General features: G+C 53.5%; 13 protein-coding genes. 5 read left to right on the plus strand and 8 right to left on the minus strand.

Annotated elements, in window-relative coordinates:
• Positions 1 to 26: 26 nt before the first annotated feature.
• Together LC417_RS13125 and LC417_RS13130 are read right to left on the minus strand one after the other, a co-directional pair.
• Entirely contained in the window at positions 27 to 1793 is a 1767-nt protein-coding gene (locus LC417_RS13125) for an EAL domain-containing protein (protein ID WP_159226847.1), read from the minus strand.
• A 152-nt stretch (positions 1794 to 1945) separates the two neighbouring features.
• Complete coding sequence (locus tag LC417_RS13130) at positions 1946 to 3172, minus strand: FAD-dependent oxidoreductase (RefSeq protein ID WP_223565982.1); 1227 nt, start codon at positions 3170 to 3172, stop codon at positions 1946 to 1948.
• A gap of 165 nt (positions 3173 to 3337) precedes the next feature.
• Between LC417_RS13130 and LC417_RS13135 the strand changes: the two genes are divergently transcribed.
• Entirely contained in the window at positions 3338 to 3646 is a 309-nt protein-coding gene (locus LC417_RS13135; RefSeq protein WP_010246966.1) for a YicS family protein, read from the plus strand.
• Between the two features lie 154 nt (positions 3647 to 3800).
• Positions 3801 to 5129 carry a H(+)/Cl(-) exchange transporter ClcA gene (clcA, locus tag LC417_RS13140; protein ID WP_223566040.1) on the plus strand — a complete coding sequence of 443 codons (1329 nt, stop codon included), beginning with the start codon at positions 3801 to 3803 and terminating at the stop codon, positions 5127 to 5129.
• 19 nt (positions 5130 to 5148) lie between these two features.
• On the opposite strand, the gene LC417_RS13145 is transcribed toward clcA, so the two are convergent.
• On the minus strand, positions 5149 to 5673 hold the full coding sequence (locus LC417_RS13145; protein ID WP_010246964.1) for a phenolic acid decarboxylase: 525 nt from the start codon (positions 5671 to 5673) through the stop codon (positions 5149 to 5151).
• A 398-nt stretch (positions 5674 to 6071) separates the two neighbouring features.
• Here LC417_RS13145 and LC417_RS13150 point away from each other — a divergent pair, with 398 nt between their 5' ends.
• Positions 6072 to 6584, plus strand: a complete 513-nt coding sequence (locus LC417_RS13150; protein WP_223565983.1) for a LysR substrate-binding domain-containing protein — start codon at positions 6072 to 6074, stop codon at positions 6582 to 6584.
• 1082 nt (positions 6585 to 7666) lie between these two features.
• On the opposite strand, the gene LC417_RS13155 is transcribed toward LC417_RS13150, so the two are convergent.
• Positions 7667 to 8347: a type 1 glutamine amidotransferase domain-containing protein gene (locus LC417_RS13155; protein ID WP_010246962.1), complete on the minus strand. Its 681-nt coding sequence runs from the start codon at positions 8345 to 8347 to the stop codon at positions 7667 to 7669.
• A 161-nt stretch (positions 8348 to 8508) separates the two neighbouring features.
• On the opposite strand from LC417_RS13155, the gene LC417_RS13160 reads away from it, so the two are divergent.
• A complete protein-coding gene (locus LC417_RS13160; RefSeq protein ID WP_060679309.1) occupies positions 8509 to 9426 on the plus strand; it encodes a LysR substrate-binding domain-containing protein in 918 nt (305 codons plus the stop codon).
• Positions 9427 to 9535: 109 nt separating this feature from the next.
• The gene (locus LC417_RS13165; protein ID WP_010246960.1) at positions 9536 to 9751 is read left to right on the plus strand and encodes a YdgH/BhsA/McbA-like domain containing protein; all 216 of its coding nucleotides are present in this window, start codon (positions 9536 to 9538) and stop codon (positions 9749 to 9751) included.
• Between the two features lie 63 nt (positions 9752 to 9814).
• On the opposite strand, the gene LC417_RS13170 is transcribed toward LC417_RS13165, so the two are convergent.
• From LC417_RS13170 to LC417_RS13185, 4 genes are all read right to left on the minus strand, one after another.
• Positions 9815 to 11017 carry an MFS transporter gene (locus tag LC417_RS13170; protein ID WP_223565984.1) on the minus strand — a complete coding sequence of 401 codons (1203 nt, stop codon included), beginning with the start codon at positions 11015 to 11017 and terminating at the stop codon, positions 9815 to 9817.
• Positions 11018 to 11183: 166 nt separating this feature from the next.
• Positions 11184 to 11924, minus strand: coding sequence for a nitroreductase family protein (locus tag LC417_RS13175; RefSeq protein WP_223565985.1), 741 nt, complete (start codon positions 11922 to 11924; stop codon positions 11184 to 11186).
• Positions 11925 to 12007: 83 nt separating this feature from the next.
• Entirely contained in the window at positions 12008 to 13384 is a 1377-nt protein-coding gene (locus tag LC417_RS13180; RefSeq protein WP_223565986.1) for a glycoside hydrolase family 10 protein, read from the minus strand.
• Between the two features lie 97 nt (positions 13385 to 13481).
• Positions 13482 to 14972, minus strand: a complete 1491-nt coding sequence (locus tag LC417_RS13185) for a PLP-dependent aminotransferase family protein (RefSeq protein ID WP_223565987.1) — start codon at positions 14970 to 14972, stop codon at positions 13482 to 13484.
• Positions 14973 to 14977: the final 5 nt, after the last annotated feature.

Genomic DNA, 14977 nt, shown 5'->3' on the forward strand with positions numbered 1-14977 from the left:
GATCGCTGCGGGCCATTTTCCTGGCATCACTTCTGATAAAGCCAGTGTTCAATATCGCTGGCTGGCAGCGGTTTTGAAAAGAAGTAGCCCTGGATTTGATCGCAACCGTAAGTTTTCAGCAACGTCAGGGTGGCTTCCGTCTCAACGCCCTCAGCCAGCACGGTGTAGTTCAGCTCTTTCAGCATCTGAATAATGCATCTGACGATGATTTTTGATGCATCATCTTCACTCATACGCGAGATCAGGGATCGGTCGATCTTGATCACATCCAGCGGGATATCCTGCAGATAGCTGATGTTGCTGTAGCCGGTGCCGAAATCATCCAGCGAGATCACAAAGCCGTGTGATTTCAGCGCTTCCAGCCCGCTGATCGCCACATTGGTTTTGGTGATCAGTTCATTCTCCAGACACTCAATGCCCAGAATAGAATTGGGTAACTGAGCCGCCGCTAATTTTGCCACCAGCCGATCGGCAAAATCGGGCTTTGCGAAGTCGCGTTCGCTGACGTTGATCGAAACCGGAATCAGATCGTATTCGCGATCCCAGCGCGCAAGCTGCTCAATAGTGTGATCGATAACCCAGTTGGTCAGATCGGAAATCAGGTTGGTTTTACCCGCTAACGGAATGAATTCTGAAGGGAAAAGCTCGCCCCGCTCAGGATGATTCCAGCGGATAAGCGCCTCCAGCCCGACCGTTTTACCGCTTTTGAGACACACTTTAGGCTGCCAGGCCAGGTAAAGCTCTTCGTCTTTATTCAGCGCCTGAGCCAGATCGTTCATGATCATAAAGTCATCGGTGCGCCGCGAGTCGTAACTCTCTTCAAAACACATTGCACTGATGTTCTCATCAACCGCCTCATGCAGCGCGCTCACGGCCTGACGCACCGTTTCATTGGCATCCATCTGGCCCGGTACAAACTCTGTTTCACCGGTAAAGACATCCAGGTCGAGCGTGATATTTTCCGCCAGATCGGCCTTCATGCCCTTAAACAGGTCGATCATGTTATGTGCGGTATAACGACCCGAGTAAGGCTGAACAATGGCAAAACGGCCTGGGGCGAAAGTATAGAGCGTCTCATTCTCCGGAAGATTGAGCCGGTGAGCGACATCCTGCGCCATCTGCTTTAGCAGTTTCTCCATCGGCGCAATGCCCACCGCACGGGAAAGCTCATAGGCGCGAATGATGTCAAGGCAGTCGATAAGAATCAGGCGAAAGCGGCTCTGTGGTGCGACAAGAGTCAGTTGCTGAATATCACGAATCAGGCGTGGGCGATTCGGCAGGTGCGTAATGACGTCGGCAAAACCTGCGTTGTTCCAGGCATCCAGAAATGAGGTGACCAGCGTAGCCAGTGAGCGCAGCGTAGCGAGTTTCTCATCCGTAAAGGGATGTGGCTGGGTGTCGGTGACGCAGAGCGTGCCCAGCACCGCGCCGTCGAGGTTCTGCAGCGAGACACCGGCGTAGAAACGAATATGCGGATCGCCTTTCACAAACGGGTGCGTGACAAAGCGCTCATCCAGCAAGGTGTCATACACCACCAGATGTCCCTCACCATCAATGACGTGGCGGCAAAGAGATTCATCACGGGTCGATTGCTTAAGATCGAAGTTGCGGGACGCTTTAATATATTGGTTATGATCGTCAATAATTGAAATGAAGCTGCCAGAAATACCCAGCACCTGGCTGGCGAGATTAACGAATCTTTCCAGCACCTTATCCCGGGCTTCATCCGGGGACAAAAGTGCCTTGATCGCACTCAGACGTTTTACGTCGCTGCCATTTTGCTCGTTATGCACTGAAACCTCTCCTATGCAGGCGCAAAAATCGAAAATAATTTAGCTCAGGAATGCTCAATTAGCGCCCAATTATCAGATAAATAGCGGCTCAATCTGACAGTACTTTCACAGTGAAACAGTGTCGCATGATATCTGATCGCTGTCGAAATCATTTAACGCTCTTCTTTCATGCGCGCAACCTGCGGCGACTCCGTCCTGAAGCCCAGACCGATCAGGCGTCCCAGTACAAAACGCAGAAACGGCAGGCGCTGGATAATCGCGGGAACCTTGCTGCTTCCCGTAGGTTTTCTTTTTGCTTTGCTGCGGCTCATTTTGATCTGCAAAAACTGTGTGGCGACGGTAGGGAACTGACGGCGCTTCTGCACTTTTTCCAGATCGCGCAGCTGCAGTTCTCCCCGCTTCAGGGGATCGGTCAAAAGATTCGCCGTCGCTACCGCATCCTGAATCGCCAGATTTACGCCAACCCCACCAATCGGCGACATGGCATGCGCCGCATCACCAATGCAGAGAACCCCGGGCTTCGCCCACTTGTCCAGGCGGTCGATACGTATCGTCAACAGTTTGAACGCCTCCCAGCTCTCGATTTCCGCCATGCGCGCAGGCCTGAACGGCGACAGTGCGGCAACTTCCGCTTTAAATGCGTCGAGTCCGGCGGCCTGTTTCGCTTCAAACTCCCCTTTCGGAATAGTCAGTCCGCACTGCCAGTAGTCGCCGCGGTCGATAACAATAAAGTTCTGGCGTGGCCCTTTATGCCCCATACCCAGATCGGGATCCTGCGGCTGTTTACTTAAGCGGAACCAGATGACATCGCGTGCTGCGCCGAATTCCTGTCCGGTCAGTCCTGCCGCTTCGCGTACGCGTGAATGGCGGCCATCTGCACCGACCACCAGTTTACAGCGGATGTGCAGTTGCTGATTCCCGCGGGAAGCTATCACACCACTGACCTTGCCATTTTCAACATTCAGCGACTCAAAAGAGGTCGACTGCAGCAGGCTGAAGCCCGAATACCGGGCGCTCTGTTCAGCCATATAGTTCAGGAAATCCCACTGCGGCATAAAGGCGATAAAACGGCACTGAACCGGCAGGCGTGAGAAATCAGCCATCGTAATACTCTGTCCGCCGATTTCCGCCTCCAGCTTTTCGGCACGCTGATGCGGCAGCGTCAGGAAAGATTCCAGCAGACCGAGCTGGTGCATAATTTCCAGCGTCGAGGGATGGATGGTGTCACCGCGAAAATCGTGGAGAAAATCGGCGTGCTTTTCGATCACCACCACGCGCAGGCCTGCGCGGGCGAACAGATAACCCAGCATTAATCCGGCCGGGCCACCGCCGACGATACAACAGTCAGCGGTGAGAATTTCAGTGGAATGTGGCTGCATGTCAGCTCCCTGTCACGCCAGTATTGCTATGATTATTGCGTCGACCGTGGCGACGTTGCCGCAGTCGGTCGGGGATATTGTGCTCAGGCTAATCACTCAATGCGATTAATATCAACTGAAAACTGCCGAAGACCCGATCCTGTCCTCAGCAGTCAGGAGACCATCATGAACGTGATCCGCAACACGCTGTTTATTCTGCCGCTGTTAAGCCCGCTGATTGTGGCAGCCGCACCCTACGACACGCTGAAGTTTGCGCTGCGTCAGCAGCAGATAACTGACGATCTGCGCCAGAAGTGCCAGTTATCGCCAGCCATCTCCGATGAAAAACTGCGTCAGACGTTTCTTAACGATAAGCAGAACCAGAAGCAGAATCAGGTCACGCTGGCCGCGGCGGCTCAGGCGCTGAAAAATCAGGATGATCCAGCCTACCGCGAACGCATGGCGCAAGTGGTTTGTCCACCACAGACGAATTAACCCTTTACCCCGATGAAATTGATCCTGACGTTTGTTTTCACCTTATCACTCAGTAAACTGGGGCGCTGGTCTGGTTGAACAAGAATGTCTCTCAATGAATGAAGAATCACCGCAGCCGGTTTATGTTCCCCGCTCCATCGCGGCGCGCAGCCGGATGTTTCGCGCCCTGCTCTATCGTGATAAAACGCCGCTGGCGATGCTGTTCTGTGCCGCGCTGGTCGGTACGCTGGTTGGCCTGGCGGGCGTGGCGTTTGCCCGGGCCGTTGAAACAATACAGCAGTGGCGTGCTGACACGCTTATACCATCGCAGTTTCAGGGCTGGATGCTCTACGCCGCCGCCTTTGCCATCTCGGCTCTGCTGGCGATGGTGGGATATTTTCTCGTCAGGCGCTTTGCTCCCGAAGCGGGTGGCTCCGGTATCCCTGAAATTGAAGGGGCGCTGGAAGAACTGAGGCCTGTGCGCTGGTGGCGGGTGATTCCGGTGAAGTTCTTTGGCGGCATGGGCACGCTGGGTGCCGGTATGGTGCTGGGCCGGGAAGGCCCGACAGTGCAGCTGGGCGGGAACATTGGCCGCATGGTCATTGATATTCTGGGGATGCGCAGCAATGAGGCACGTCATACGCTGCTGGCAACCGGCGCGGCGGCCGGTCTGGCGGCAGCGTTTAATGCGCCGCTGGCGGGCATCATGTTTATCATCGAGGAGATGCGTCCGCAATTCCGCTATAACCTGATTTCAATTAAAGCCGTGTTTACCGGTGTGATTATGGCCAGCATTGTGTTCCGCTGTTTCAACGGCGAACAGGCGGTGATCTCCGTCGGCAAGCTGGCTGATGCGCCGGTGCAGACGCTGTGGCTCTATCTGGTGCTCGGGATGATTATCGGTATGGTCGGCGTCCTGTTTAACCGCCTGATATTTATCACGCAGGACCTTTTTGCGCGCTTTTATGCCGGTAAAACGGCGCGCGTGGTGCTGGCCGGTGCATTACTGGGCGGCAGTTGCGGTATTCTGGCTCTGCTGTTTGCACCTGGCGCAGGCGGCGGTTCAGAACTGATCCCACAGGCGGTCCATGGCGTCTTCCCGTTCACCCTGCTGTTGATCATCTTTCTGGTCAGGCTGGTGACCACCCTGCTCTGTTTTGGCTCAGGTGCGCCGGGCGGTATTTTTGCGCCGATGCTGGCGCTAGGTACGCTGCTCGGTACAGCCTTTGGGGTGGTCATGTCGGACCTGTTCCCGTTTTATCATCTGGAAGCGGGCACCTTTGCTATCGCGGGGATGGGAGCACTGTTTGCGGCGTCGGTAAGGGCACCGCTGACCGGTATCGTACTGGTGCTGGAGATGACCGATAACTATCAGCTGATATTGCCGATGATTATTACCTGTCTGGGCGCTACGCTACTGGCGCAGTTTCTGGGAGGGAAACCACTCTACTCATCAATCCTCGCCCGCACGCTGGCGCGTCAGGCAGAAGCTACCCGCCCGTAGGGGCGGGTGACCGGCTTAATTACTTACCATCAAAGTAGTCAGCAGGCATCTGTCCAGGTGCCTGATTGATCACTTCATCGTTATCTGGACCTTCATTCTTCATATAGGTCACTTTCGCAAACTCTGGAATGATCACATACGGATAGGCCGGCCCTTCATCGCGGAAGCGGTGCATATCTTCAATGAAGTCATTCTGATAACAGATAGTTTTTTCCGGATGCTGACCTTCACCGGCAATCCACTGCGGGAAGAAAATTGTGCCGTGAACCAGTGTGCGATTCAGATCAAAAAGCAGGCTGACGCAGGTGCCGGTGGGTTCATGCCAGTCTACTTTGTAGATGCCAGGGGCGAACTGAATCGCGTGCATTTTCTGGTTGGTCACCCAGCGGCCACCTACCAGTCCCTGATGAATGCGGTAGTCGCAGGTGGTTTCGTTGCGCGCATACCACTCATATTTCCAGCCATTATCGTAGGTATAGACAAAATGCGTACCGACGAACTGTGAAAGATCGCTGGAGATATTCTCTGGAGATTCTGCAGACATTTTAACCTCTGTTTGAATAGCGCACTTAACAGGCGCAGATGAATTTCAAAAGAAAGCTATAGCGCAATAACTCGATGAATATTGACTATGACGCAGATTGATTTTTTTGCCATCTGAAAACGGAAATGGTTCGCGACAGGTAAATTAAAAACTCCTTAAAAAACCCTTCCCGGCTCCCTGAAGGCAATAGAATCCTGAAAAGAGATACTTTCATATGAATTACTAGTGGAAACTTATAGATGCATAGTTGTCAGGTGAGAAATCTATCAGTCATCTATCACCATGCTGAGTAAGTCTTTCTTCAGTATATTTTGGACATAGATCTTATTTTTCAATAAGTTGAAAAGTATAACATATGCATTTTTCTTTTTTGGGTTGATTATGTTTTCATCATTACTTTGCCAGATAAGACCCTGTCAGGACAATTTGAACATGGGGACGTTGATGTGGCGTTGCTGACGCCAGAGACCACGCCGACGACATTGCATATGCAGCAACTGTTCAATGAAGAATATGTTTGTCTGCTGAGTGAAAATCATCCTCTGGCGGGCAGTGCGACGCTGTCGCTGGATGAGTTCTGTGCGCAGGATCATGCGCTGGTTTCGTGGCCCGGCGGAAATTTTAATGGGGTTACCGACCAGGCTTTGGCTGCGATTGGCCGGGCCCGCCGGGTAACGCTCTCAGTTTGCAGTTTTCAGGTGCTCCCGGAAATTTTGCGCGTCACTGATTTGGTAAGCGTGGTACCGAAACGACTGGCGATCGACACTACGGGTCTGGTCATGTTGCCAGCACCGCTGATCATCCCTGGCTTCAGTAAAATCATGGCCTGGCATAACCGAACCCATCATCACAAAGGGCATGAGTGGCTGCGTGAGCGACTGGCGTTTGTGGCTGAAACGGTGGTGTATTAACAGGGATAGCGGACTGCGGCTCACTGTTTTGCGATTTTGTTCAAGCAACAGACAGGATAACGGGGCGTTATATCGCATTCTGCCCGATGCCCAAAAAGGCAAAATCACGCTTTAATATGTCGATAGCGGGGTAAAAATTGATGCTGGGGAACTCAGGAAAAAGAGTGTTGAGCTGAGGAAAAAATAGCAGGAGAATAAATCGCGCGTGAATCACTTTAAATATTATCAATAAAAACTGCTTTGATAATGTTAATTACTCATATTTACGTTCTGAAAAGAACTGACAGACAACGTAAAATGATAAAAGCCCTGACTGAAATAGCCAGGGCTTTTAAGGTACTACAGATTTTACGTTTACCATTAACTGACTTAATTGATAGGTACTACTTCGGTACTGCTATTTATGAACAGATCCTGCGGATAATAATGATCACGATACTGAAATGTCACTATTATTAGCGGTTTCAACCACCTGATAGTCTTTCAGGAGACAAAGACAGGTCAGGCCCGTATAAATCTGCACACCCCCATCGCGATATATACTCTTTGATGCGTTGCCTTACTTTCATTACGACGTTTAAACCGCAATCGTATCCTGTCGTAACGTAACGTTCAGAACTACGAGGCCTTACATCATCGCGACGCGATACTACATACTTCTTAAAGACTTACTTCGACTCCATTTAACAGGGTTATCTTAACTAACGAACAGTTTTAAAGAACAATGTTTAACAGAACCACCGACAACATCAACTCAAACACTTGTCGGCACCTTTAACACATAACACCTTTGGTTTTCAGTCTATCAGGGCAACTGCACGCCGCTGATGAATCCTACTTTACGGATATAAAAAACGATGTCAACACTGGTTTTAAAAACATGTTTATATTTGCAGTGAATTTTTCAGGCAATCATTTAGCTCTGAAACGCCCGTAAATTTATTATCAATGTTAAGAAAAATTGAGCTCTAATCTATTCAACCTGAATAATTAAGCAGGTCACTATCTGCCCTGGCACTTAGCGGTAGTAATAAAAAAAGCGCCCGCAGGCGCCCTCAAAACTCAGCATGCTGTAAAGATCTTTATTTCGCCAGGCTTGCCAGTAAAACCTTCGCGGTTTCGGCTGATGAACCTGGGTTCTGACCGGTAATCAGCAAGCCATCCTGAACCGTATAGGACTGCCAGTCATCGCCTCGTGAGTAGAGACCCCCGTTCTGTTTTAGCACATCTTCAACCAGGAACGGCACCACCTCAGTCAGGCCAACGCCCTCTTCTTCACTGTTCGTGAAGCCAGTAACTTTCTTTCCTTTGACCAGAGGCGTGCCATCAGCATTTTTCACATCACGCAGGACACCTGGAGCATGACAGACCAGCGCAACCGGTTTGCCCGCCTGCAGGGTTTGCTCAATCAGCGAAATGGAGTGTTTGTCGTTTGCCAGATCCCATAAAGGACCATGGCCGCCTGGATAGAAAACGGCATCAAACGCTTCCTGATCAACAGTATCAAGCTTGACGGTCGAGGCCAGTACTGCCTGAGCAGCAGAATCGGCATGGAAGCGGCGGGTCTCATCAGTCTGAGAATCGGGTTCATCACTTTTTGGATCGAGTGGAGGCTGTCCGCCCTTCGGTGAAGCCAGGGTAATCTCTGCGCCCGCATCAAGAAATGCATAGTAAGGTGCCGCAAGCTCTTCCAGCCAGAAACCGGTCTTCTTGCCAGTGGTGCCCAACTCATCATGCGAGGTCAAAACCATTAAAATTTTCATTTACGCTCCATATAACAGTTAGTCGGTTTCAGGTGTAAGGATAGTCAGAACCAGCATCTGAGCCGCTATCTTCTGGGTTGACCCGTTAATCATGGCGGGGTTACGAATATTTATGAAATTTATTTCTTCAATTTCAGTTATTCACATAGCATTATAGCTTAATGAAATACGATCTGAATTTACTGCCAGTTTTGCTGGTCATGATGGAGGAGCGCAACGTTACCCGCGCAGCGGAACGGCTTGGCATAACCCAGCCGGCGCTTTCTAATGCATTAAACCGGCTGCGTGAAACGCTCAACGATCCGCTATTTATCCGCGAACGTTACGGGATGCGGCCGACGCCGAAAGCGGAACAGCTGGCTCAGGTGGTCGGTGCTGCGCTGTCATCGATCGACAAGGTTATTCTTGGCCAGCAGGACTTTGATCCGCTTCATGCCACCCGGCTCTTCACGCTTGCGCCTAACAGCTATGTCGAATTCATCATGATGCCTGCCATCGTGGCCCGCCTGAGGAGCTGTGCGCCCGGCATCCGACTCCGCCTCACTCCTTTTGGCAATGACGTCACTGAAACCGGTGTGATTTCAGGTAATACCGATATGGTGCTGGGCCGTATCGTGGAGCCGCCCGATAATCTCGTCGTTCAGCACCTGATGAATGAAGGTCTGGCCTGCGTGATACGCGCCGATCATCCGCTGGTGGGCGAAAACCTCAGCGCAGAGCAATATGAGCAGTTAAAGCACGTCAACGTTCTGCCACCTGGCCGTATGCGCGCTGGGTTATATCAGGCGCTTGAGCAGCGCGGCCTGCGTCGTCAGGTTGCAGTCTCCGTCACCCACTTTCTGGCCGTGCCGGAAATGATTGCGGTCACGGACTACTGCGCGACCCTGCCGCGTTTGATCTGTCAGCACCTTTCACGCGATCAGCGGCTCAGAATCATTCCCGCGCCGGTTGACCTGGGCACCTTTCCGGTTGAAATGGGCTGGCATGCACGCTATCGCGACGATCCTGCCCATCGCTGGTTCAGGACGTTGATTACAGAGACGGCACAGTCGCTGTCTGATCCCCAGATAAACAATTAGCACGATCACCATTGCCGCACTAATAGTTAATATTGATATCATAACCTGAGTTACTATTATTCCCATCGGAGGCAAACATCCTCCCAATTCATAACTCAGGAATATGACCATGAAAAACGTAAAAGCACTTTCAATCGCCGCACTCGCAACTCTTTCTCTGATCTCATTTGGCAGCTTTGCCGAGAGCGTTTCTGTCACCTCATCCACACTGGATGGCGCAGAATCAAAAATTGCTGCTCAGGCTCAGGAACAGGGTGCGCAGTATAAAATTACGGAAGCGAACACCAACAACCGTGTTCACATGACCGCAGAACTGTATAAATAACGGATGGTCGCAAACGGATTTGCCAGAAGAGGCTGCCCAATGGGCAGCCTTTTTTGTGTCCGATCAGGCCAGACGGGCGGCTGGGGCGCTACTGGTGCGCCACCATAGAATCAGCGCTGCCAGCGCAATTGCGCCGAGTACCGCAAACGCGGTGCTGTAAGAATAACGTGCGGCGATCATGCCCGTCATGGCGGGACTCAGCGCGGCACCTGCGCCCTGCATCAGCATAATAACGCTTTGCCCGGCGTTAACATGCCCCGTACCCCGCAGCAGGGAGACAATATAGCCTGGCACTGCCACACCGAGAATCCCAGCCGCAATACCATCCAGAACCTGAACCGGAATGACAAAAATTGGCCCGGCAAAGCCGGCGGCGAGAACCGCGCGCAGCGGTAATATCATCAGGGCGATCATGATAAACAGGCGATAGCCGTGCGTATCAACGCGTTTAGATACCCACAGCGCGACCGGGATCATCACCAGTTGGGAAATCACCACCGTTGCCGCCGCGTAAAGGCCCGGACTGATCGCCGCCTGGCCGCCTGCCGAGGCGACGCGCATGCTCAGCATCGGCAGCAGCGCGGCATTGGCAAGATGAAACAGCAGCAGCGTCAAACCGGCGATCATCAGCGCCGGGTTTCGCAACAACATTGATAAGTGCAGCGCTGGCTGACGCTCTTCATGCGGTTCATAACCGCGCGCCACATCGTTATCGATCTCATTTCCGCGAATTGCCAGCGTAGCGAAAGCAGCGAAAACCGCCATTACCGTCATAAGAATGAAAACGGCACCCATGCCCCAGTACCAGGCTGAAAAACCGGCCAGCAATGCAGCAATCGTATTCCCGCCATGATTAAACGCCTCATTGCGTCCCATCTGCTGGTTAAAGCCGCGCTGACCCGTGAGCCCTAAGGTGATCCCCGCCACCGTCGGGCCGATAAACGCCGCAGCCAGGCCGGCTACAACCTGCGAGACCATCGCCGTCCAGGTCTGATTGCTGTACCACAGCAGCAGCGTGGCAACGGTAATCACCAGACAGCCCAGCAGCACAATGATTTTTTTATGGCGGGTCGCATCGGCGGCGATCCCTGCCGGTAGCGTGGCAAGTAATCCGGCGATACCGCCACAGGTCATTACCAGACCGATTTCGTCGGGTCGCCAGTGTCGCTCCGTAAGAAAGATGCCCAGAAATGGTCCCAGGCCGTCGCGGACATCGGCCAGAAAAAAGCTCATTAAACAGAGCGCGTAGAGTGAACGCTGAGACATGTTATTTCCCTGGAAGGTAAGTGTTAGAGGCAGTTGCGCTTCGGTTAAAAGGGAAATTATGTGTTACGCCGTGGAAAGTCACCTTTCGTTATAGTAACAAAATGAAAAAGGCCACCCGTAAACGCTACGGATGGCCTTTTTCTATTCACTCAATAACGAGAGCGAACTATTTATCTGTGCCAAAACCCTGCTTCAGCAGTGCTGGCAGTACATTCGGGAAGTAGATGTTTTTATAGTAACCGCTGACGCTTTCGCTCCAGCTCTCACCGTCATTACGACCAATCGTCTTCCAGTGCTGAACCATCTCATCGTTGTAGGCCGCAATCTGCTGCTCCAGACCCTGCGTCTGGTAAGTCTCGTTATGGCGGAACGTCGCCAGAGGCAGACGTGGTTTCTGATGAGCCGGTTCGTCTACGTGACCGATTACCACACCCGCTACCGGGAAGGTCAGTGGCGGCAGCTCCAGCAGTGAAATCATCGCCTGCGGGTCGCGACGGATACCGCCAATGGGCACAATCCCCAGACCTTCGGCACGCGCAGCCGCCATTACCGATCCCAGCGCGATACCGATATCAGTAGAACCCGACACGATACTCTCAATGCTCTGATGGGCGATCTGCTGCTGATCGACAGCGGCCATTCCCACGGCTGATTTATGCATATCCAGTACAAAGGTGATAAACACCGGTGCTTTGGCAATCCACGGCTGACCGCCTGCAATGGCGGCGATCTGTGCGCGACGTCCGGCATCACGCGTGATCACCACAGAAACCTGCTGCGAGTTTACTGATGTCGGTGCGCGATAAGCGGTACTGATAATCCGATCCAGCACAGCTTCATCGACAGGTTGCTCAGTGAAACTGCGTTCACTTTTGTGACTTGTAAAAATATCAATCAGTTCGCTCATGGTTCCTCCCATATAAAGCGCAAGAATAGCAGCAAGTCACAGGGAAAAACTTAACCGCACTGGTCATGCTGTCGCGGCGTTTCTCAGCCTCCCCAGCGGCCTTTAAGATAGCTTACCGTCTGCTGAGTCTGCGGCTGATTCAGATAGTTCTCTCTGAACAGAATCGTGCCATCAATATTGGGGTTCGATTCATTAAGGTCGAGCTGCTTTTTCAGCTCCGGTACGCCGCCCTGCTGTGTCCAGTCAGGCTCAACTTTTGACGGCTCGCCCACTTTATAGAGAGCAAGGCCGATGTAGAGCCGGGTTTTGGTCGGTTTCACGACCTCTGCCCACCAGTTTGCCAGCACATCGTATCGGGCCGCCTGACGGGAAAAAGGCCAGTAGAGCTGAGGTGCAATGTAATCCAGCAAGCCCTGCTGCACCCAGCGGCGGGTATCGGCAAAAGCTTCATCATACGCCGCCGCTCCGCGGGTATCGGAACCGGCAGGATCATGCGACAGATTACGCCAGACGCCCGCCGGGCTGACACCAAACTCCACGTTCGGCTTCAGTTGTTTGATGGTACGTGACACCTGCTCAATCAGCTGCTGAGTATTGTGACGCCGCCAGTCCGCTTTGCTGGCAAACCCCTGACCGTAGCGGCTGAAGGTCTGATTATCGTTGAGCAGTGAACCGGCAGATTCCGCATAGAAGTAGTCATCGAACTGCACACCATCGATGGGATAACGCGCCACCACCTCGGCCACAATACTGGTGATCCAGTCACGCGCCTCAGGGATACCCGGATCGAGCACATAGCGATCGCCTGCAGTGCGGATCCAGTCGCGATGCAGCACAAAAACGCTGGCCGGATGCAGTGACAGCGTGCGGTTGAGTTCGCTGACGGTAGACGATTTAGTGTTTACCGACACCCGGTAAGGGTTGAACCAGGCATGGACTTTGATACCGCGCTTATGCGCCTCATCAAGCATAAACTGCAGCGGATCATAGCCCGGATCTTCACCAATTTTTCCTGTCAGCATATCTGACCAGGGGAGGATTTTTGAGGGCCAGAGCGCAGTGGCATCAGGCTTAACCTGGAAAAACACTGTGTTGATGCCCAGGCTTTTCAGCTTATCCAGCTTGTCGATCAGCGATTGCTGCTGCTGGCGGATACGCTGCGCCGGATTGGTGCCATTCACCGAGGCAACCGGCGGCCAGTCAAGACGTGAAACCGTGGCTAACCAGACGCCCCGCATCGGTTCCTGCGCATGAGGATGTGCTGGCTTGCCAGGCGTCGGTAGCGGCTGTTTCGTCACGGGCGGAAAAGGTGTGACCAGCGATTTCGGCGGCTCAGATGCGCAACTGACCAGCAACAACGCGGCAGCCAGCGCGGCGCCTCGCTTAATAGCCGCACGGGCCGGTGCAGTAAAGGGTTTAAAGGCGATGATAGACTCCAGTATTGTCTGGTCGGGGCGCAAAGAGGAGTATTCTCGGTGACTCTGATTAAATGTCAATGCGTTAGCACAGAGGCGGCAGTAAAACCGCCCTCCTTCAAAACAAGCGCCCCTGAACCCGCTAGCGCTGCGGAGTGAATATCATTCCGGCGGACGCAAGACAGGCTTTAAGTGTGCCAAACGCATCCTGACACTGCCGCTCATTGACGCAGGCGTAACCCAGCAGCAATCCGCGCGCCTCCTGAGGGTGCATATAATATTGCGAAAGTGGCCGTACTTTGACGCCGCGCTTTAGCGCCTCCGCGGCTATCGCCACGTCATCCGCGCCTGCTGGCAGCGGGATCACCAGATGCAGTCCCGCTTCATGATTGAATGCCGGTAAAAAGGCTGGCCCCAGATAGCGCTCGATCAGCCTGCAGAGAAACTGCCGCCGCTGGCGGTAAAGCAGGCGCATCCGGCGGATATGCTCCATGTAATGGCCCAGCCGGATAAACTCCGCCAGCGCACGCTGAATCAGCAGATGTCCGCCGCGATAGAGCTCTGCCGCGGCGATGCGCAACGGCTGTGCCAGCGGTTTCGGCACCACCATGTAGCCAATGCGCAGCGCGGGATAGAGCGTTTTGCTGAACGTTCCCATGTAAATGACCGGCGCATCCGCTTCCAGCCCCTGCAGTGAGGGATGAGGCTGGCCGGAAAAACGAAATTCGCTGTCGTAGTCATCTTCCACAATCCAGCTCTGATGGCGTCGAGCCAGAGAGAGCAATGCCTGACGACGGGCCAGGCTCAGATGCACACCCAGCGGATATTGATGAGAGGGCGTCACAAACACCATCTTTGGTGCCGGACCGCTGTCCGGCACCAGTCCCTGCTCATCCACGGGCATCGCCCGAATCTTCAGGCCATTCATGCGCAGCAGATTGCGCGTTCCCCAGTAGCCAGGCTCCTCCATCCAGACCCGATCGCCAGGATCGCACAACACCCGCGTCACCAGATCAACCGCCTGATGAACCCCTTCGGTGATCAGGATCTGGTCAGCATCGGCCTGAACTGAACGTGCCACCCGCAGATAATCCACCAGCGCATGGCGCAGATCGGGACAGCCACCGCCGCTGCTGTAGACCAGGCGGTGAACGTCAGGTTCGCGATTCAGACGCGCCTGAATCTGACTAAACAGCTTGTGGGGGAATTCGGTCACATCGGGCGCGCCGGGGACAAACGCGCCCCACTGGTAAGGCGATGCTGTAGCGTGCCCCAGCAGACTGGCGCCACGCTTCGACAGCGTTGCCGGTCGTTGCGCCTTCACCGCCTGAAGGTCGGCTATCGCATCGCTCTGCAGAGAGTTTTCCGGCAGCGTCTCTGCAATCCAGGTGCCGCTGCCGGTCCGCGCGGTAACATAGCCCTGCGCCATCAGGCTCTCATATACATGCATAACCGTGTTTCGCGACACGCCCAGTTCGCGAGCCAGATCGCGGGTTGGCGGTAAACGGCTTCCGCGCGGAAACACCTCTTCAGCGATCGCGGCCTGCATGCAGTTCAGCAGCCGCTGATGTAATGAGCCAGTTCTTAAAAACTGTAACCGCGCTAATAGATGATCTGCGTATAAGAGTCGCAATTGGC

The organism is Pantoea sp. OVA07A (assembly GCF_019969975.1).
In the GTDB taxonomy this organism is placed as follows: Bacteria; Pseudomonadota; Gammaproteobacteria; order Enterobacterales; family Enterobacteriaceae; genus Pantoea; species Pantoea agglomerans.

Bases quoted from the DNA above. Each gene is read 5' to 3' on its own strand.
- LC417_RS13130 (WP_223565982.1), bottom strand. From the start codon at position 3,172: ATGCAGCCACATTCCACTGAAATTCTCACCGCTGACTGTTGTATCGTC.
- LC417_RS13135 (WP_010246966.1), top strand. From the start codon at position 3,338: ATGAACGTGATCCGCAACACGCTGTTTATTCTGCCGCTGTTAAGCCCG.
- clcA (WP_223566040.1), top strand. From the start codon at position 3,801: ATGTTTCGCGCCCTGCTCTATCGTGATAAAACGCCGCTGGCGATGCTG.
- LC417_RS13145 (WP_010246964.1), bottom strand. From the start codon at position 5,673: ATGTCTGCAGAATCTCCAGAGAATATCTCCAGCGATCTTTCACAGTTC.
- LC417_RS13155 (WP_010246962.1), bottom strand. From the start codon at position 8,347: ATGAAAATTTTAATGGTTTTGACCTCGCATGATGAGTTGGGCACCACT.
- LC417_RS13160 (WP_060679309.1), top strand. From the start codon at position 8,509: ATGAAATACGATCTGAATTTACTGCCAGTTTTGCTGGTCATGATGGAG.
- LC417_RS13165 (WP_010246960.1), top strand. From the start codon at position 9,536: ATGAAAAACGTAAAAGCACTTTCAATCGCCGCACTCGCAACTCTTTCT.
- LC417_RS13170 (WP_223565984.1), bottom strand. From the start codon at position 11,017: ATGTCTCAGCGTTCACTCTACGCGCTCTGTTTAATGAGCTTTTTTCTG.
- LC417_RS13175 (WP_223565985.1), bottom strand. From the start codon at position 11,924: ATGAGCGAACTGATTGATATTTTTACAAGTCACAAAAGTGAACGCAGT.